Annotated in this window: 16 protein-coding genes; 6 read left to right on the forward strand and 10 right to left on the reverse strand. The window is 72.2% G+C overall.

Annotated features, from left to right (window positions below; translation table 11 throughout):
* Positions 1-354: 354 nt before the first annotated feature.
* Positions 355-1,350, forward strand: coding sequence for a ScbA/BarX family gamma-butyrolactone biosynthesis protein (locus ACZ6S8_RS18385; protein ID WP_469456896.1), 996 nt, complete (start codon positions 355-357; stop codon positions 1,348-1,350).
* Positions 1,351-1,543: 193 nt separating this feature from the next.
* Here the strand turns inward: ACZ6S8_RS18385 and fbaA are convergent, their stop codons facing one another.
* The 6 genes from fbaA to ACZ6S8_RS18415 all read right to left on the reverse strand — a co-directional run bounded on the left by fbaA (position 1,544) and on the right by ACZ6S8_RS18415 (position 7,564).
* Positions 1,544-2,566 carry a class II fructose-bisphosphate aldolase gene (gene fbaA, locus ACZ6S8_RS18390; protein ID WP_383916419.1) on the reverse strand — a complete coding sequence of 341 codons (1,023 nt, stop codon included), beginning with the start codon at positions 2,564-2,566 and terminating at the stop codon, positions 1,544-1,546.
* A gap of 312 nt (positions 2,567-2,878) precedes the next feature.
* The gene (pyrE, locus tag ACZ6S8_RS18395) at positions 2,879-3,418 is read right to left on the reverse strand and encodes an orotate phosphoribosyltransferase (RefSeq protein ID WP_469456899.1); all 540 of its coding nucleotides are present in this window, start codon (positions 3,416-3,418) and stop codon (positions 2,879-2,881) included.
* A gap of 30 nt (positions 3,419-3,448) precedes the next feature.
* Complete coding sequence (locus ACZ6S8_RS18400) at positions 3,449-4,234, reverse strand: aldose epimerase family protein (RefSeq protein ID WP_469456901.1); 786 nt, start codon at positions 4,232-4,234, stop codon at positions 3,449-3,451.
* Positions 4,235-4,261: 27 nt separating this feature from the next.
* Entirely contained in the window at positions 4,262-5,164 is a 903-nt protein-coding gene (locus tag ACZ6S8_RS18405; RefSeq protein ID WP_469456903.1) for an SRPBCC domain-containing protein, read from the reverse strand.
* Positions 5,165-5,197: 33 nt separating this feature from the next.
* Positions 5,198-6,841 carry a polyamine aminopropyltransferase gene (locus ACZ6S8_RS18410; RefSeq protein ID WP_469456905.1) on the reverse strand — a complete coding sequence of 548 codons (1,644 nt, stop codon included), beginning with the start codon at positions 6,839-6,841 and terminating at the stop codon, positions 5,198-5,200.
* 168 nt (positions 6,842-7,009) lie between these two features.
* Positions 7,010-7,564 carry a DUF2617 family protein gene (locus ACZ6S8_RS18415; protein ID WP_469456907.1) on the reverse strand — a complete coding sequence of 185 codons (555 nt, stop codon included), beginning with the start codon at positions 7,562-7,564 and terminating at the stop codon, positions 7,010-7,012.
* 241 nt (positions 7,565-7,805) lie between these two features.
* Here ACZ6S8_RS18415 and ACZ6S8_RS18420 point away from each other — a divergent pair, with 241 nt between their 5' ends.
* The 3 genes from ACZ6S8_RS18420 to ACZ6S8_RS18430 all read left to right on the forward strand — a co-directional run bounded on the left by ACZ6S8_RS18420 (position 7,806) and on the right by ACZ6S8_RS18430 (position 10,854).
* Entirely contained in the window at positions 7,806-8,243 is a 438-nt protein-coding gene (locus ACZ6S8_RS18420) for a hypothetical protein (protein ID WP_469456909.1), read from the forward strand.
* A 75-nt stretch (positions 8,244-8,318) separates the two neighbouring features.
* The gene (locus ACZ6S8_RS18425) at positions 8,319-9,500 is read left to right on the forward strand and encodes a pyridoxal phosphate-dependent aminotransferase (protein WP_469456911.1); all 1,182 of its coding nucleotides are present in this window, start codon (positions 8,319-8,321) and stop codon (positions 9,498-9,500) included.
* Between the two features lie 163 nt (positions 9,501-9,663).
* Positions 9,664-10,854 carry a glycosyltransferase family 39 protein gene (locus ACZ6S8_RS18430; RefSeq protein ID WP_469456913.1) on the forward strand — a complete coding sequence of 397 codons (1,191 nt, stop codon included), beginning with the start codon at positions 9,664-9,666 and terminating at the stop codon, positions 10,852-10,854.
* A gap of 10 nt (positions 10,855-10,864) precedes the next feature.
* Here the strand turns inward: ACZ6S8_RS18430 and ACZ6S8_RS18435 are convergent, their stop codons facing one another.
* Positions 10,865-11,410, reverse strand: a complete 546-nt coding sequence (locus tag ACZ6S8_RS18435) for a type III secretion system chaperone family protein (RefSeq protein WP_469456915.1) — start codon at positions 11,408-11,410, stop codon at positions 10,865-10,867.
* 120 nt (positions 11,411-11,530) lie between these two features.
* Positions 11,531-14,131: an ATP-dependent chaperone ClpB gene (clpB, locus tag ACZ6S8_RS18440; RefSeq protein ID WP_469456917.1), complete on the reverse strand. Its 2,601-nt coding sequence runs from the start codon at positions 14,129-14,131 to the stop codon at positions 11,531-11,533.
* A 147-nt stretch (positions 14,132-14,278) separates the two neighbouring features.
* Here clpB and ACZ6S8_RS18445 point away from each other — a divergent pair, with 147 nt between their 5' ends.
* Complete coding sequence (locus tag ACZ6S8_RS18445; protein WP_469456919.1) at positions 14,279-14,692, forward strand: pyridoxamine 5'-phosphate oxidase family protein; 414 nt, start codon at positions 14,279-14,281, stop codon at positions 14,690-14,692.
* A gap of 133 nt (positions 14,693-14,825) precedes the next feature.
* Here the strand turns inward: ACZ6S8_RS18445 and ACZ6S8_RS18450 are convergent, their stop codons facing one another.
* Positions 14,826-15,140, reverse strand: coding sequence for a (2Fe-2S)-binding protein (locus ACZ6S8_RS18450; RefSeq protein WP_351275361.1), 315 nt, complete (start codon positions 15,138-15,140; stop codon positions 14,826-14,828).
* A complete protein-coding gene (locus ACZ6S8_RS18455; protein WP_469456922.1) occupies positions 15,137-15,445 on the reverse strand; it encodes a 5'-nucleotidase in 309 nt (102 codons plus the stop codon). The genes ACZ6S8_RS18450 and ACZ6S8_RS18455 overlap by 4 nt, the downstream gene beginning before the upstream one ends.
* Before the next feature lie 144 nt (positions 15,446-15,589).
* Between ACZ6S8_RS18455 and ACZ6S8_RS18460 the strand changes: the two genes are divergently transcribed.
* Positions 15,590-16,582, forward strand: a complete 993-nt coding sequence (locus ACZ6S8_RS18460; protein WP_383916379.1) for a helix-turn-helix transcriptional regulator — start codon at positions 15,590-15,592, stop codon at positions 16,580-16,582.
* The last annotated feature ends 6 nt before the right edge of the window (positions 16,583-16,588 follow it).

The following is a 16,588-nucleotide window of genomic DNA, read 5'->3' on the forward strand; positions in this document are numbered from 1 at the left end:
GCCGGCACCGGCTGTTTTCGGGCAGGTGTGGCCCGCGCACCTGGCGGGCCCCCCGAAAAATACCTACCAGTACGCGGGCTGCCGCGCGTTGAGAAAGATACCGGATGCCGGTTCCGCCGTACGGCCCGGGACCCTTCGGCCCCTATGGCGTAGACCACATCAGAAACTAGGCCTGACCTGGGTAATCTTCACAATCCAGCCACCCGGGTGCCGGATCGGGCTATGGCCTGCGTCACTCTGTACGGACGGGCGGGTGTTCCTCGGGTAATCATCTGAGAGTTAATCAAACCCTGAAGTACGTACTTTGCTGGCGTTAGAAGTTTGTTGTATCCGGCCATGATGACGAGGGACTTCATGATCACGACTCTGGAACCGATGGACTTCATCACTTCGGCCTCGACCGCGAGCTGCATCTGCCCTGCCAGGTCGGACGACGGGCCGGCCACCACGGTTCCGAGAGCGCTCGTCCACCGTGCGGCCTTCGCCGAGGTCTTCCTCACCGGCATGTGCCGCCCCGCGGAGAACCTCTTCCACATCACCGCCCAATGGCCGCGCGGGCACTGCTTCTTCACCCCCATCGGGGGCACGCACTACGACCCGATGCTCATCGCGGAGACCATCCGGCAGGTCGGTTCGTACCTCGCCCACGAGGCCTTCGGCGTCCCCCTCGGCCACCAGTTCCTGCTGTGGTCGCTGGAGTACTCCACCGTTCCCGAGAACCTCGTGATCGGCAGCGCCCCCGCCGACCTCGACCTGACGGTCACCTGCCCCGAGATACGCCGCCGCGGCAGCCGGCTCACCGCGCTCTGCTACGAGGTGGTGGTCCGTCAGCACGGCCGCGTCGTCGCCACCGGCAAGGTCGGCTACACCGTCACCTCCCCCGCGGTCTACCGGCGGCTGCGCGCCGAGCAGCTGGCCAAGGAGCCCGTGGCCTCGCTGCCGCCCGCCCCGCTGGCGCCCGCCGCCGTCGGCCGGCTCTCCCCGTTCGACGTGGTGCTCGCCGACGCCCCCCGCCCCGGGGTCTGGCAGCTGCGCTACGACACCCGCCACCCGGTGCTCTTCGACCACACCGGCGACCACCTGCCCGGCATGGTCCTCCTGGAGGCCGCCCGGCAGGCCGCGCTGGCCCTCGGCGGCGGGGGCGACCTGCTTCCGGTCTCCGTCATGAGCAGCTACCAGCGCTACGCCGAGTTCGGCAGCCCCCTGTGGATCCACGCGGAGCCCACCCCGACCGAACTGGGCGACGCGGGAACCCGGTCGGTCCGGGTGACCGGCGTCCAGGACGGCGAGCAGGTCTTCGAGGCCTTCGTGGGCACCGAGCCGGTCGACGCCGAACCGCCGATGCGCTGACGGGCCCCGCGTCCCCGTACGGAACCGCCACGGCCACGGGGCGGAGGAACGGGCGGGGCGAACGAGCGGGCGGGGCGGACCGCCCGGCGCGACGGACGCGCCGGGCGGGCATGCCCCGTCAACGACCCAAGGGTCTGCCGGTCCGGGGGGACCGGCAGACCCTTGGTGTGTCCTGCCAGGTGGAGCGGTACCGCTACTTCAGCCGGGTACCCGTGGAGCGCAGGTTCGCGCACGCCTCGGTGACGCGCACGGCCATGCCCGCCTCGGCGGCCTTGCCCCAGGTACGGGGGTCGTACTTGGACTTCGTGCCGACCTCGCCGTCGACCTTCAGCACCGCGTCGTAGTTGCGGAACATGTGGTCCACGACCGGGCGGGTGAAGGCGTACTGGGTGTCGGTGTCGAGGTTCATCTTCACGACGCCGTTCTCCAGCGCGGTGGCGATCTCCTCGGCCGTGGAGCCCGAACCGCCGTGGAAGACGAAGTCGAACGGCGAGGACTTGCCGTACTTCTCGCCGACACCGGCCTGGAGGTCCTTGAGGAGCTCGGGACGCAGGACGACGTTGCCCGGCTTGTAGACGCCGTGCACGTTGCCGAAGGAGGCGGCCAGCAGGTAGCGGCCCTTCTCGCCCAGGCCCAGGGCCTCTGCGGTGCGCAGCGCGTCGTCGACGGTGGTGTACAGCTCGTCGTTGATCTCGTGGCTGACGCCGTCCTCCTCGCCGCCGGTCGGGGTGATCTCGACCTCAAGGATGATCTTCGCGGCGGCGGCCTTGGCCAGCAGCTCCTGGCCGATGGCCAGGTTGTCGGCCAGGGTCTCGGCGGAGCCGTCCCACATGTGCGACTGGAAGAGCGGGTTCAGACCGCGGGCCACGCGCTCGGCGGAGACCTCGATGAGCGGACGTACGTAGCCGTCCAGCTTGTCCTTGGGGCAGTGGTCCGTGTGCAGCGCGACCGTGATGTCGTACTTCGCGGCCACGATGTGCGCGAACTCCGCCAGGGCGACGGCGCCCGTGACCATGTCCTTGTTGTACTGGCCACCCAGGAACTCCGCACCACCGGTGGAGATCTGGATGATGCCGTCGCTCTCGGCCTCCGCGAAGCCGCGCAGCGCGGCGTGCAGGGTCTGGGAGGAGGTCACGTTGATGGCCGGGTAGGCGAACTTGCCTGCCTTCGCCCGGTCGAGCATCTCGTTGTAGACCTCGGGGGTTGCGATGGGCATCTGTCCGCTCCTTGGATGTGCGGGGAGTGTGCTTATTGCGGGCCCTGACCTGGGGGCGACGTCATCGTCGCGCCTATCTTTCCAGACTCCGCGCGACACTCCACCCCGCCGGTCTCACCGGGTGGGCAGAACGTGCCGGGATGTTTCACGTGAAACATCCCGGCAGCCCATGAAACCGCAGGTCAGAGCCCGCTCAGGGACTTCCGGGGACCTTCGTCACCAGTTGCGGGTGCGGTCCCGCAGGCCGGAACGCTCCGGTCCGCGGGACCACGGGCCGACCCCGCGGACCGGCGGACCGGCAGCCCGGCACCGCTACGACAGGCCGAGGTCCCCGAGGCGGTAGCCGGTGAGGTACGGCAGGCCCGCGGCCGCGATGGCGTCGGCCGCACCGCGGTCGACGATCGTGGCGACGGCGACGACCTCGCCGCCGGCCTCCCGGACCGCCTCGACGGCGGTCAGCGGGGATCCGCCGGTCGTCGAGGTGTCCTCGACGACCAGGCAGCGCTTGCCCTTCACGTCGGTGCCCTCGATGCGGCGCTGCATGCCGTGCGCCTTCTGCGCCTTGCGGACGACGAAGGCGTCCAGGCGCCCGCCGCGCGCGGCGGAGGCGTGCAGCATCGAGGTCGCGACCGGGTCGGCGCCCAGGGTCAGGCCGCCGACGCAGTCGAAGTCGAGCTCGGCGGTCAGGTCGAGCATGACCTGACCGACCAGGGGGGCCGCCTCGCCGTCGAGGGTGATCCGGCGGAGGTCGATGTAGTAGTCGGCCTCACGGCCGGAGGAGAGGGTCACCTTGCCGTGCACGACGGCCTTGTCCTTGATCTGCTGCAGAAGCGCATCGTGTACGTCAGTCATGGCCCTGAGCTTAGACGCCCCCGTTCGGCTCTAGCCGAGCCGCCGCCAGGCCCACGTGGTGGAGATTTCCAGCGGGTCCACGGGGGTGACCAGGCGCGGCAGGCTGTTCAGCCCGTTCGGCGGACCGGACTGCGGCTCCACGCAGACGGCCTCGGGCTCCTCGTCGTAGACGACCACCCACTCGGTGCGGCTGGTGACCCTCAGCTCCAGCGCGCCGGGCCAGGTGAGGGTGACGTCGACCCCGTCCGGCATCCCGAAGCAGTCGTCCCACGGTCCCGGCAGCGGGTCGATGCGGTTGCCGGTGGGGAGGTGGTCCTCGCCCCGCTCCTCCTGCCATCCGGCGGTGAAGTCGACGCGCACGTCCTTGCCGGTGCCGAGGTTGCGGTGGAACCAGGGGTGCCAGCCGGCCTGCGCCGGGAAGGAGTCCCCGTACGTCTCGATGCCGAGGGTGAGGGTCATCGCGCTCTCGGACAGCTCGACGATCTGGGTGACGCGGCCGGGGTAGGGCCACGGGTCGGCGAGGTCGTACGTGAACACGGCGTCCGCGGGGCCGGAGCGGGCGCGGCTCCAGGCCGCGTCGCGGCCGAAGCCGTGGATGGCGTGCGGGGGGTGGTTGACCGGGAGCTGGTGGACGGTCGCCCCGTCCTGGAAGCGGCCGTTCTCGGTCCGCCCGCACCACGGGACCATCGGGAAGGAGCCGTAGTGCGGGCCTTGGCGCAGCAGTTCCGTCCCGTCGATGCGCAGGCTGCTGATCCGGCAGCCGTTCTCCTGGTCGACGGTCACCTCGGCGCCACCGGCGCTCAGTTGCGTACTCATGCCGCCGACCCTAGTGCGGGCCGGTCGTCAGCGTCGGCGGCGCAGCGCCCGGCCGAGCACGACCGCCGACGCCACGGCGAGGGCGGCGGCCGGGGCCAGCCAGCGCAGGCTCTCACCGGCCGTGTTGGCGGTGGGCGCGGGAACGGGCGCGTAGCGGCCCCGCGGCGGCGCGTGGTCCACTTCCTCGGCGCTGCGGCCGATCATGGTCCGGCGGGCGTGGGCGGCCTCGGCCGGGGGCCGCGGCGCCCCGTCCAGCTCGGCCGGCCCGGAGGCCAGGAAGGGGTCCGGGGACGGCGTCGGCACCTCGGTCTCGAACACGGACGCCGTGACCTCGGTGATCTCCTCGCCGGCGTCGGCGGCGCCGGCGGCGTCCTCGCCGGCCTCGCCCTCGGCGACGGGATCGGCGTCGTCGGCGGCCCGTCCCGGCCCGGACCGGCCGGCGGCCCCGGCCCCGTCGGCCGGCTTCGCCCCGTCGGCCGGCTCCGCACCGCCCGCCGGCTCGGCCGCGACCGTGGCCAGCTGCTCGGCGGTCCGGTCCAGCAGCCGCCGTACGGCGGTGGCGGTGGCCTCGGGGGTGAACGCGGCCGCGCGCCCGTCGGCGGTGCCCTCGACGCTGAACTCCACCCGGGTCCCGCCGTCCACCCGGGCCAGCCGCAGCTCCAGCCCGAACGCGACGGTGCCGTGGCCCCGGACCTCGGTGCCCTCGCCGTCGGCGGTGAAGCGCCCGGGGGTCCGCTCGGTGACGACCAGGGCGCCGCGGTAGGTCACGGTGTGCCCGCCGACCCTGACCTTGAGGCGGCCCGAGAGCGGCCCCGACGCGGCGTCGGCGTCCTGCTGGAGTCCCGGTACGCACCGGGCGACCCGGGCGGGGTCACGCAGTACGGCGCGGAGGTCGTCGGGCGGTACCGGAACGAACACCTGATGCTCCATGCGGCCGAGCCTACCGACGAGACCCGCGCCGGGTCACGAATACCGCGGGTGCGGCAGCGTCGACGGCGGCAGTCCGGGCACCCGGGTCCGCTCCGTGTCGCGCGCGGCGTCCTGGAGGGAGCGCGTCGACAGCGAGCGCAGCCCCGGCGTGTCGCGGTCGACGCGCAGCGCGGGCACCTCCTCGCGGGCGGCGAGGACGAAGCCCCAGTCCTGCGGCGGTGCGGCCCCCAGGATCCGCGGGGTGCGGTCGGGTCCGGCGGCGAAGCCGGAGAGCCGCCCGCCCGCGCTGTAGGGGGCGGTCTGCAGGCCGGCCGCGCGCAGGGTGGACTCGACGGTCCAGTACGAGCGCGGCCGCGCGGCCATCGGCCCGGCGTGCACGGCGAGGCGCCCGCCGGGGCGCAGGGCCCGCGCGGCCAGCCCGTAGAACTCCTGCGAGTACAGCTTCGTGCTGGGCGTGATGCCCGGGTCGGGGAGGTCGGAGACGATGACGTCGAACCGGTCCCGGGCGCCCGGCTGCCGCAGCCAGCCGAAGGCGTCCTGGTGCACGACGCCGAGGCGCGGGTCCGCGTACACCCCGGCGTTGAGCGCGGAGAGCATCGGATCGGTGCGGGCGAGGCCGACCACGCCCGGGTCGAGCTCGACGACGGTGACGGAGTCGACGTCGCGGTAGCGGAGCACCTCGCGGGCGGCCAGCCCGTCGCCGCCGCCGAGCACCAGGACCCGGCCGTGCGGGCCGGTCATCGCGGGGTGGACGAGCGCCTCGTGGTAGCGGTACTCGTCGTACCCGCTGACGCGCAGCCGCCCGTCGAGGTACAGGTCGAGGGAGCGCGGCGAGCCGGTCGGCGGCCCGGTCAGCACGAGTTCCTGCACCCCGGTCTGGACGGCGACGCGGACCTCCGCGCCGTACACGGCCCGCCGGGCGACCCGCTCGAAGTCGTCGGCGAGGACGGTCGCGCAGCCGAGGACGGCCAGGACGGTCGCGTTCACGGCGATCAGGATCCAGCGGGAGCGCCGGCTCAGGTCCCGGCGGAACAGCCACAGCACGAGCCCGCCGCCCGCGACCACGTTCACGGTGCCGGTGAGCAGGGCGCCGGTGAGCTGGCCGAACAGCGGCAGCAGCAGGAACGGGAAGGCGAGGCCGCCGACCAGGGCGCCGACGTAGTCGGCGGCGAAGAGGTCGGCGACGGCGCCGCCCGCGTCCTGTCTGCGGATGCGCTGGATCAGGACCATCAGCAGCGGGATCTCCGCGCCGATGAGCACGCCGATGGCGAAGGAGAAGGCGACGAGGGCGGGCCGGGACTCGCCCAGCCAGGCGAAGCTCGCGTACAGCGCCATGGCCGAGAGCCCGCCGAGGAGCGCGAGCGCGGCCTCGATGGCTCCGAAGCCGAACGCGGGCCGGTGGCGGAACCGCTTGGCGAGCAGGGAACCGACGCCCATCGCGAAGACCATGACGGACAGCACGACGGACGCCTGGGTGACGGAGTCGCCGATGAGGTAGGTCCCGAGGGCGAGCAGCTCCAGTTCGTACACGAGCCCGCAGGCGGCGCAGACGAACACGGTGGCCAGGACGAGGAGTCGGCCGGTCCGGGGCCCCACGGGCAGGGCTGCCTGGACGGTCGCCGCGCCCCGCGGCTCCGGGGCCGGGAGCACCCGGCGCGGGACGGAACGGTCGATCATGAAGCGAACCGTACGTTACGGCCCACCCACACCCTGTCACCCACATGGGTGTAAGTGGCGTACCGATTCGGCCAGTTGGCGTAACCGCGCCGCCCCGTCCGCGCCCCGCGAGCGCCGCCCCGCGCCGGACGGCGGAAGCCCGCTGCGAGCCCGCGCCGGACCGCGGCGCTACCGCAGGACCGGGCTCTCCGCCGCGGCCGCGGCCGCGGCGGCCGCACCCATCCGTACGCCGACCCGGGTCCGGGTCGCCACGAGTTGACCCTCCTGGGGGTACGCGTGCCAGGTCCGCCACCGCACCTGCCCCTCGTGGCGCTGCGCGAGCAGGGCCGTGAAGGCGTGCGGACTGCCCGGAAAGGTGCCCGCTAGCCCGTTCGGGTGGTCGGCGACCAGCGCGAGCAGCTCCTGCGCCCGCCCCTCGAAGGAGCCCCGGGACAGGGTCTCGACGCGTGCGGCGAACTCGTACTCCCAGTCGCCCACCCGCTTGGCCACGCCGAGCGGCAGCGGCGTACTGCTGCCCGGCATGCAGGCGACCGTCTCCGAGCAGAGCACCTCGCCCTCCTCCAGAAGCACCTGATGGGAGGCCCCCAGCAGGCGCAACTCAACCTTTGCGCCATCCAGTTCGAGATTCAGTACGGCCAGGGCGGGCAGCCGGTCCCGCCCCAGGGCCCAGGCGAGGTCGGAGGCACGCGTGTCGGTGTATGAGGTCTGGAGGGTCGTGAGCATGAGTCGGCTCCGCAAACGCGCGAGGGAGAGGGGCCGGGGCCCGCCAGCGGTAGTCAACGGGTGGGGGGACACCGGCACGGGTCCAGAGGAAGTCCAGGGAGGTCCGAGGACTGGTCTACTCAACCGAGGGAATCATGAAAGGCACGGCACTCACAGCGGTTTTACCCAACTTGACGGGGTTTACATCCCCCCGGGGGCTACACAGTTCACGTGTTCAACGAGTTGCGTCCCGCGCGTCGCCGTGCAGGGCGAAAGGAAGGGCGCCCGAGGGGTTCCCGGCCCCCCGCGCGCCCTCGCCCGCGCGGCCTCCGCCGCCCCGTCTCAGCTGGAACCGCAGCCCCCGCCGCCGCAGGAGGACGACGATCCTCCGCAGGACGACGAGGACCCGCACGAGGACGACGAGGACCCGCACGAGGACGATCCGCTCGAACACGAGTGTGACGAGCCGCTCCCGCCCGCCCACCAGCTGCTGCTGCTCCCGCCGCCGCTCCCGCTGCCGGAGCCCCCGGCGGCGGCGGACGTGACGGCGCGCTTGACGGCCCGGATCGCCAGGGTCACGGTGACGGCGACGACGATGACGATGACGACAAGAAGGATGATTCCGAAGACGAACATGGTGCCCGCCCCTCTCTCACGCCCCGGTCTTCCCGGGGGAACGGGATCCCCGCGTCCCGCGTGACAGGGGGATTCCCACCGGCCCCACGGCCCAAAGCGCACTTGAGCAAGTCCAGAGGTTGCCCGCAGGATGGCGCCCATGACCGCACCCGTGAGCAGCAACCGCCCCTTCCTGAACCGCCGCCTGGCGGCCTTCGGGACCACGATCTTCGCGGAGATGTCGGCGCTCGCCGCCCGCACCGGGTCGATCAACCTCGGCCAGGGCTTCCCCGACACCGACGGCCCCGCGCAGATCGCCGAGGCGGCCTCCCGCGCGGTCCTCACCGGCCTCGGCAACCAGTACCCGCCCGGCCCCGGCGTCCCCGAGCTGCGCACCGCGATCGCCGCCCACCAACAGCGCTTCTACGGGCTCGACTACGACCCCGACAGCGAGGTCCTGGTCACGGCGGGCGCCACCGAGGCCATCGCCGCCACCCTCCTGGCCCTCCTCGAACCGGGCGACGAGGTCATCGCCCTGGAACCGTTCTACGACTCGTACGCCGCCTGCATCGCCATGGCCGGCGCGGTACGCGTCCCCGTCACCCTGCGCCCCCACGCGGGAGCCTTCACACTGGACCTGGACGAGCTGCGCGCGGCCGTGACCCCGCGCACCCGCCTGATCCTGCTCAACACCCCGCACAATCCGACGGGCACGGTGCTCACCCCCGCCGAACTGGCGGCGGTCGCCGAACTGGCCGTCGAGCGCGACCTCCTGGTCGTCACCGACGAGGTGTACGAGCACCTGGTCTTCGAGGGCGCCCACGTCCCGCTGGCGGGCCTGCCCGGCATGCGCGGGCGCACCGTCTCCATCTCCTCCGCCGGCAAGACGTTCTCGTTCACCGGCTGGAAGGTCGGCTGGGTCACCGCCGCGCCGGAACTCGTCGCGGCGGTCCGCTCCGCGAAGCAGTTCCTCACGTACGTCGCGTCGGGCCCCTTCCAGTACGCCATCGCCGAGGCCCTCGCCCTGCCGGACGCCTACTACGACGGGTTCCGCGCCGACCTGGCCGCCAAGCGGGACATCCTCTCCGACGGCCTGGCCGCCGCCGGGTTCGAGGTCTTCCGTCCGCAAGGCACGTACTTCGTCACCACCGACATCACCCCGCTCGGCGAGAAGGACGGCCTGGCCTTCTGCCGCGCCCTCCCCGAGCGCTGCGGGGTCGTCGCCATCCCCAACCAGGTCTTCTACGACGACCGGCAGGCCGGCCGCACCCAGGTCCGCTGGGCCTTCTGCAAGAAGACCGAGGTGCTCCGGGAGGCCGCGGAGCGCCTGCGCCGCCTCTGAGCCGCCCCCGCGCTCCCGCACCGTCGCGCCGCCCGCCGGGAGGCCCGTCTCCGCGGGTGGTTGCGGGGTGAGCGGGGCCGGTGTGAAGCTGACGGCCTTGGTGGTGCCCGTAGCCCTCGTCATCGGATGAGCGCACGCACGACGAGCCGGAAAGTCGGGACACATGGCAACGGGCCGAGCCGCGGTGTCCGCGTCCGCGCTGGAGATCCGCGCGCTGCGCGCCGTCCGGGCCGCCGCGCCGGCGTCCGTGCTCGCGCTCGGGGTGTTCGCCGCCGTCCGCGGGGCCGGCGTGCTCGCGGTCGCCCTCGGCTCCTGGTGGGCCGGGCGCGATCCCTTGGCGGTGCTCGGCAGGTCCTGGGACTCCGGCTGGTACCTCGCGATAGCCGCCCGCGGCTACGGCCGCACCCTGATGTGGCCCGACGCCGTCACCGGCACCGGGGCCGTCCAGAGCGACACCGCCTTCTTCCCGCTCTACCCGGCGCTGATCCGGCTCGTCTCGGCCGTCCTGCCCGGCGGGCCCGCGCCCGCCGCGCTCCTCGTCGCGTGGGTCGCCGCCGCCGCGGCCGCCGTCGGGGTCTACCGGGTCGGGGAGCGGCTCCTCGGCGCCCGCGCCGGGCTGCTCCTCGTGGGGCTGTGGGCGGCCCTCCCGCACGCCGTGGTGCTGACCCTCGCCTATACCGAGGCCCTGCTCGCCGCGTTCGCCGCATGGGCCCTGTACGCCCTCCTGCGCGACCGCTGGCTGTGGGCCGCGGGTCTCGCCGCGCTGGCCGGGCTGACCCGGCCCACGGGCCTGGCCGTCGCGGCCGCCGTGTGCGCCGCCGCGCTGTACGCGGTCGCCGTACGCGGGTCCCGCGCGCCCGCGGTGTGGGCGGCCGCGCTGCTGGCGCCCGCGGGCTGGGCGGCGTACGTCCTCGCCGTCGGGGCCCGCAGGGGCGACCCCCTCGGCGGCTACTTCGCGGTGCAGCGGCACTGGGGCTCGCGCTTCGACTTCGGCGCCGGGGCGCTGCGGTCCGCGGAGCGGGTGCTGACCGGCGGGCACGTGCCGCTCGCCACCACCGTGACCGTGGTACTGCTGGCCGCGGCGGGCCTGCTGGCGGTGCTCCTGCTGCTGGACCGCACGCCGCTGCCGCTGCTCGCGTACACCGGGGTGCTGCTGCTGATGGCCTTCGGCGGGGCGGGCTTCTTCGAGTCGAAGCCCCGCTTCCTGCTCCCGGCGTTCCCCCTGCTGCTGCCGGTGGCCGCCGCGATGGCGAGAGCCCGGCCGCGCACCTCGGTCGTGGTGACCGCGGGGCTGGCCGGGCTCTCCTGCGGCTACGGGCTCTACCTGCTGCTCGTGGCGCGCGTACCGCTGTGACGGGCGACGGCTAGTTGCCGGCGTCGCCGTTCTTGTCCTCGTCGCCCTCGGCGGAGTCGACGTCCTTCTCCAGGCCGAGCTGCTCGACGAGCCACTTGTCGAACTCGATGGACGCGCGGACCCAGCTGACCGTGGAGGACACGAAGTGCTCCAGGTTCACGCCGGTGCCGATCAGCATCTGCGCCTCACCGATCAGACGGACGGAGCCGTCGTCGTGGGTGTGGCTGTAGACCTTCGGCCACAGGGTGCGGCGGTTCCAGTCGTCGATCGACTCGAGCAGCTGCGGCTTCTCCTCGATCTTGTGCGGGCGGTCGTAGAAGGTCCGCACCGAGAAGACCTGCTGCTCGTCCTCGCCGCGGAACATGAAGTACGTGCGGAACTCCTCCCACGGCGCCGCGAGGTCGCCCTCGTCGTCGACGACGTACTTGAGCTCCATCTGTTCCAGCAGCTGCTTGACGAGATCCTGGTCGGGGACGACGGGGCCCGCCGGTCCTGTGGCCTGCGGATCGGGCTGCTGCCCTCCGAAGTTCGGAATCGAGGCCGGGTCGATGCTCACCGTGATTTTCCCTTCGTGCGGATACCTGCATCCTCCCCCATCGCGCCCACTCCGTGTCCACCCCCGGGCGCCCGATCCGCTCCGGGCGGACACGGGAACCCCCGGGGGCGGGAGCGGGCCTCAGAGCACCTTGCCCACCAGCAGGCCCTCGCCGGCCACGTCGACCCGTACGGTGTCGCCGTCGCGGACCTCGCCGGAGAGGATCTCCTTCGCGAGGCGGTCGCCGATCGCCGTCTGGATCAGGCGGCGCAGCGGCCGGGCTCCGTACGCCGGGTCGTTGCCCTTGTCGGCCAGCCAGGCCAGGGCCTCGGGGGTGACGTCGAGGGTCAGGCGCCGGTCGGCGAGCCGCTTGGCCAGGCGGCCGATCTGGAGCCGGGCGATGTGCGCCAGCTCGTCGCCGCTGAGCGCGGAGAAGACCACGAGGTCGTCGAGGCGGTTGAGGAACTCCGGCTTGAAGGAGCTCCGCACCACGGTCAGGACCTGTTCCTTCTTCTGCTCCACCGGGGTGGCCGGGTCCATCAGGAACTGGCTGCCCAGGTTGGAGGTCAGGATCAGGATGGTGTTGCGGAAGTCCACGGTCCGGCCCTGGCCGTCCGTGAGGCGGCCGTCGTCGAGGACCTGGAGCAGGACGTCGAAGACCTCCGGGTGGGCCTTCTCGACCTCGTCGAGCAGCACCACGCTGTACGGGCGGCGGCGGACGGCCTCGGTGAGCTGGCCGCCCTCCTCGTAGCCGACGTAGCCGGGCGGGGCGCCGACGAGGCGGGCCACGCTGTGCTTCTCGCCGTACTCCGACATGTCGATGCGGATCATGGCCCGCTCGTCGTCGAAGAGGAAGTCCGCGAGCGCCTTGGCCAGCTCCGTCTTGCCCACGCCGGTCGGGCCCAGGAAGAGGAACGAGCCGGTCGGACGGTCGGGGTCGGCGATCCCGGCCCGGGTGCGGCGCACGGCGTCCGAGACGGCCCGCACGGCCTCGCCCTGGCCGATCAGGCGGCGGCCCAGCTCGTCCTCCATGCGGAGCAGCTTCTGCGTCTCGCCCTCCAGCAGGCGGCCGGCCGGGATGCCGGTCCAGGCGCCGACCACGTCGGCGATGTCGTCGGGCCCCACCTCGTCCTTGACCATGCTGTCCTTGGCGGTGCCGGTCTTGGACGCCTCGGCCTCCTCCTCGGTGGCCTCGGCCAGCTCGCGCTCCAGGCCGGGGATCTCGCCGTAGAGCAGCTGGGAGGCGGAGTCGAAGTCGCCGTCGCGCTGGGCGCGCTCGGCCTGGCCGCGCAGGTCGTCCAGGCGTTCCTTGAGCTCGCCGACCCGGTTGAGGGACTGCTTCTCCTTCTCCCAGCGGGCGGTCAGGCCGCGCAGGTCCTCCTCCTTGTCCGCCAGGTCCTTGCGGAGCCGCTCCAGGCGCTCGCGGGAGGCGGGGTCGGATTCGTTCTTGAGGGCCAGCTCCTCCATCCGCAGGCGGTCCACGGAGCGCTGGAGCTCGTCGATCTCCAGCGGCGAGGAGTCGATCTCCATGCGCAGCCGGGACGCCGCCTCGTCGACGAGGTCGATGGCCTTGTCGGGCAGGAAGCGGGAGGTGATGTACCGGTCGGACAGGGTGGCGGCCGCGACCAGGGCGCTGTCGTTGATGACGACCTTGTGGTGGGCCTCGTAGCGGCCCTTGAGCCCGCGCAGGATGGCGATCGTGTCCTCGACGGACGGCTCGGCGACCAGCACCTGCTGGAAGCGCCGCTCCAGCGCCGGGTCCTTCTCGATCCGCTCGCGGTACTCGTCGAGGGTGGTCGCGCCGACCATGCGCAGCTCGCCGCGGGCCAGCATGGGCTTGAGCATGTTGCCCGCGTCCATGGCGGAGTCCCCGCCGGCGCCCGCGCCGACGACGGTGTGCAGCTCGTCGATGAAGGTGATGATCTGGCCGTCGCTCGACTTGATCTCGGCGAGGACGGTCTTGAGCCGCTCCTCGAACTCGCCGCGGTACTTGGCGCCCGCGACCATCGCGCCGAGGTCCAGGGAGACCAGCCGCTTGTTCTTCAGCGACTCGGGGACGTCGCCCTTGACGATGCGCTGGGCCAGTCCTTCGACGACGGCCGTCTTGCCGACGCCGGGCTCGCCGATGAGCACCGGGTTGTTCTTCGTACGGCGCGAGAGCACCTGGACGACGCGCCGGATCTCCTGGTCCCGGCCGATGACCGGGTCGAGCTTGCCCTCGCGGGCGGCCGCCGTGAAGTCGGTGCCGAACTTCTCCAGGGCCTTGTACTGGCCCTCGGGATCGGGGGTGGTCACCCGCCGTCCTCCTCGTGCGTTCTGGAAGGCGGCCAGCAGCTTCTTCGCGCTCGCGCCCTGGCTGGAAAGTGCCTCACCGGCGGCGCCGCCCTTGGCGGCCGTGCCGATGAGGAGGTGTTCGGTGGAGAGGTACTCGTCGCCGAGCTTGCCGGCCTGCGCGTCGGCCTCCGCCAGTACGGCGAGCAGCTCGCGGGTGGGCTGCGGCGGCGCGACCGTGGAGCCGGTGACGCTGGGCAGGGCGGCGAGCAGCCGTTCGGCCGCGGTCCGTACGGCCACCAGGTCGGCGTCGGTGGCCACGAGCAGGTCGACGACGTTCTCGTTGTCCTCGCCGGCGAGCAGGGCCAGCAGCAGGTGCGCGGGGGTCAGGTCGGCGTGGCCGTCCTTGACGGCCCGGCCGGTGGCCGCGTTCAGCGCGTCACGGCTCTTGTTGGTCAGCTCGGCTTCCACTGCGTCCTCTCCTCTCCCCCAAGGGGTAACCCACTCACTCTGACAGAGTCAGCGTATGCAAAGTTGAGTCTATTCCACTCAAGGTGGAGAACGGTACTCGTTCGGGCACTCCACGGCCCCGGCCCGCGGGGACGTACCCTTCGGCCCATGTCCCACGACGTACTCAACCCGACGCCCGAGTACCTCGCCTTCTGGCGGGAACGGCACGTCTGCACGCTCACCACCCACCGCCCCGACGGATCCCCCCACGTGGTGCCGGTGGGCGTGACGTACGACCCGGAGGCCGGCCTGGCCCGGGTGATCAGCAACCGGCACAGCAGGAAGGTTCGCAACATCCTGGTGGCCACCGCCGCGGAGCCGGGCGGGACGAGGGTGGCGGTCTGCCAGATGGAGGGGCGCCGCTGGGCGACCCTGGAAGGACGCGCGCTGGTCCGTACGGACGAGGAGTCGGTCGCCGACGCGGTGGCGCGCTACGCGGTGCGCTACGGGCGGGTCCCCTCGCCCAATCCGGACCGCGTGGTCATCGAGATCGCCCTGGACCGGGCCATGGGGCGGGCCTGAGCCGCACAACTTTCAACTTGTCCGGTCGGGCACTGGACGCGGACATCACAACGGCGCCATCGTGGTCAGGTCCACGATGGCGCCGTTGTGTGGGGGTAGCGCCTGAGCGATCTGCAACGACGGGGGAATCGCTTCAGGCACTGCGGGGGGTGGCAGTGGTGATGTCGGGTTCGAAGAGCTGGTGATCGCGCTGATCAAGATTGACGAAGACCATTCCGTAGCGCACCTCGCAGCGGACCGGCTGCGGCGCGCCCCTCGGGCGGCGCAGGCAACGGTAGGCACGTACGTCCTCGTCCTCCTCGCGCACGACGACGATCGGCTGTCCGAACAGGGTGACCATCAGCGAGTCCCCGGAGTACGGGATCGCGGTGGCAAGGTCGATGAACTGCCATCCGGAACGGTAGGCAGAGGCCATTTCGCGGCGGAACCCGCGGTCGTCGGGGGTCATGCGTCCGACGTCTTCCCACCCACACCCCAGCCGCTGTCGGACTGCGCGCCGGTCGGCGCGATGCCCCAGCCGCTGTCGTCCTTGGGCGACGACGGTCCCCAACCGCTGTCGGCCCGGACGCTTCCCCAGCCGCTGTCGCTCTTGCCGGGTGTTCCCCAGCCGCTGTCATCACTGGTGACACCGGCCCCCCAGCCGCTGTCGGCGGGCGCGCTGCCCCAGCCGCTGTCCGCGAGCGAGATTCCACCGACAGCAGCAGCCGTAGAGAGAGCAATGGCAGCCACCGAGCGAAGCAATTTCTTGTACATGGTCGACGTTGTCCTCACTTGATGGATTCCTCTCCCCCGCATCTCAGACGATGACTGATCGAGCCACGCCATTGCCACCGTGGCGATGCATCATGTTCCTGTACATGCAGGACCCTGGGGGTGGGAGATTTGCCGATTATGCGCATGAACCAGACACATCCCCATGCGGTGACGGACCTGTGCGACGTGGGGGCGGAGCTGTACGCGAGCGCGCTCAGCTCCGGCCGGATCGCCCGCGAGGAGGTCGAGCAGGTGCCCTGCCTGCTGGAATTCGCGCTGCTGCACCCTGACCCGGACGACGACAACTGGCTCCGCCCGGTTCCACCCTCGGTCGCATTGGCGCAACGTCTCCACCCGCTGGAACGGGAGATCCTGCACCGCAGGCGCTCCTCCATCGAGCTCGCCGAAGCGTTTGAGCCATTCATGGCCATCAGCGCGCTCACGCCGGCGCCGACGCACGCGATCACCGTGCTGGAGGGATTCAACAGGATCAACGCGGCGCTCAACGTCGCCACCGCCGAGTGCCAGGCGGAGATGCTCACCATCCAGCCGGGCGGCGGGCGTTCCGAGAACATACTCAACCAGGCGATCGAGCGCGACCAGCCGCTGATCCGGCGCGGCGTGAGCATGCGCACCCTGTACCAGCACACCGTCCGGCACAGCCGGGGCACCATGGCCTACGTCGACCGGATGGCCAGCGGCAAGGTCGAGATCCGGACACTCGAAGAGCTGGTCGAGCGGTTGATCATCTGCGACGAATCGGTCGCTTTCATACCGGCCAGCGACGACCAGCAGATCGCCCTGGAGCTACGCCACCCGGCCCTCGTGCGCTACCTGGTCCGCGTCTTCGAACAGCTGTGGCGGCGGGCCACCCCCCTCAACGAGCAGATCCCGTACGACCCGACGCCCTCGGGGATCTCCGGCGTGCAGCGCTCCATCGCCCAGCTCCTCGTCGAGGGGCACGTGGACGAGGCCATCGCCCGCCGCCTCGGCATGAACGTCCGCACCTGCCGCGCGCACATCGCCAAACTGGCCACCGCCCTGGGCAGCGGCAGCCGCGCGCAGCTGGGCTACCTGATCGCCCAGTCGGGCATCCTCGGCCGCGTCTCGGGCCCCGCCGGCCGGCCCCCGCTGTGACGGGCC

This window comes from Streptomyces sp. NPDC048461 (assembly GCF_055587105.1).

Coding starts and splice junctions, on each gene's coding strand:
- ACZ6S8_RS18445 (WP_469456919.1), top strand. CDS start 14,279: ATGTCCCACGACGTACTCAACCCGACGCCCGAGTACCTCGCCTTCTGG.
- ACZ6S8_RS18460 (WP_383916379.1), top strand. CDS start 15,590: ATGAACCAGACACATCCCCATGCGGTGACGGACCTGTGCGACGTGGGG.
- pyrE (WP_469456899.1), bottom strand. CDS start 3,418: ATGACTGACGTACACGATGCGCTTCTGCAGCAGATCAAGGACAAGGCC.
- ACZ6S8_RS18410 (WP_469456905.1), bottom strand. CDS start 6,841: ATGATCGACCGTTCCGTCCCGCGCCGGGTGCTCCCGGCCCCGGAGCCG.
- ACZ6S8_RS18455 (WP_469456922.1), bottom strand. CDS start 15,445: ATGTACAAGAAATTGCTTCGCTCGGTGGCTGCCATTGCTCTCTCTACG.
- ACZ6S8_RS18450 (WP_351275361.1), bottom strand. CDS start 15,140: ATGACCCCCGACGACCGCGGGTTCCGCCGCGAAATGGCCTCTGCCTAC.
- ACZ6S8_RS18400 (WP_469456901.1), bottom strand. CDS start 4,234: ATGAGTACGCAACTGAGCGCCGGTGGCGCCGAGGTGACCGTCGACCAG.
- ACZ6S8_RS18430 (WP_469456913.1), top strand. CDS start 9,664: ATGGCAACGGGCCGAGCCGCGGTGTCCGCGTCCGCGCTGGAGATCCGC.
- ACZ6S8_RS18425 (WP_469456911.1), top strand. CDS start 8,319: ATGACCGCACCCGTGAGCAGCAACCGCCCCTTCCTGAACCGCCGCCTG.
- fbaA (WP_383916419.1), bottom strand. CDS start 2,566: ATGCCCATCGCAACCCCCGAGGTCTACAACGAGATGCTCGACCGGGCG.
- ACZ6S8_RS18385 (WP_469456896.1), top strand. CDS start 355: ATGATCACGACTCTGGAACCGATGGACTTCATCACTTCGGCCTCGACC.
- ACZ6S8_RS18405 (WP_469456903.1), bottom strand. CDS start 5,164: ATGGAGCATCAGGTGTTCGTTCCGGTACCGCCCGACGACCTCCGCGCC.
- ACZ6S8_RS18415 (WP_469456907.1), bottom strand. CDS start 7,564: ATGCTCACGACCCTCCAGACCTCATACACCGACACGCGTGCCTCCGAC.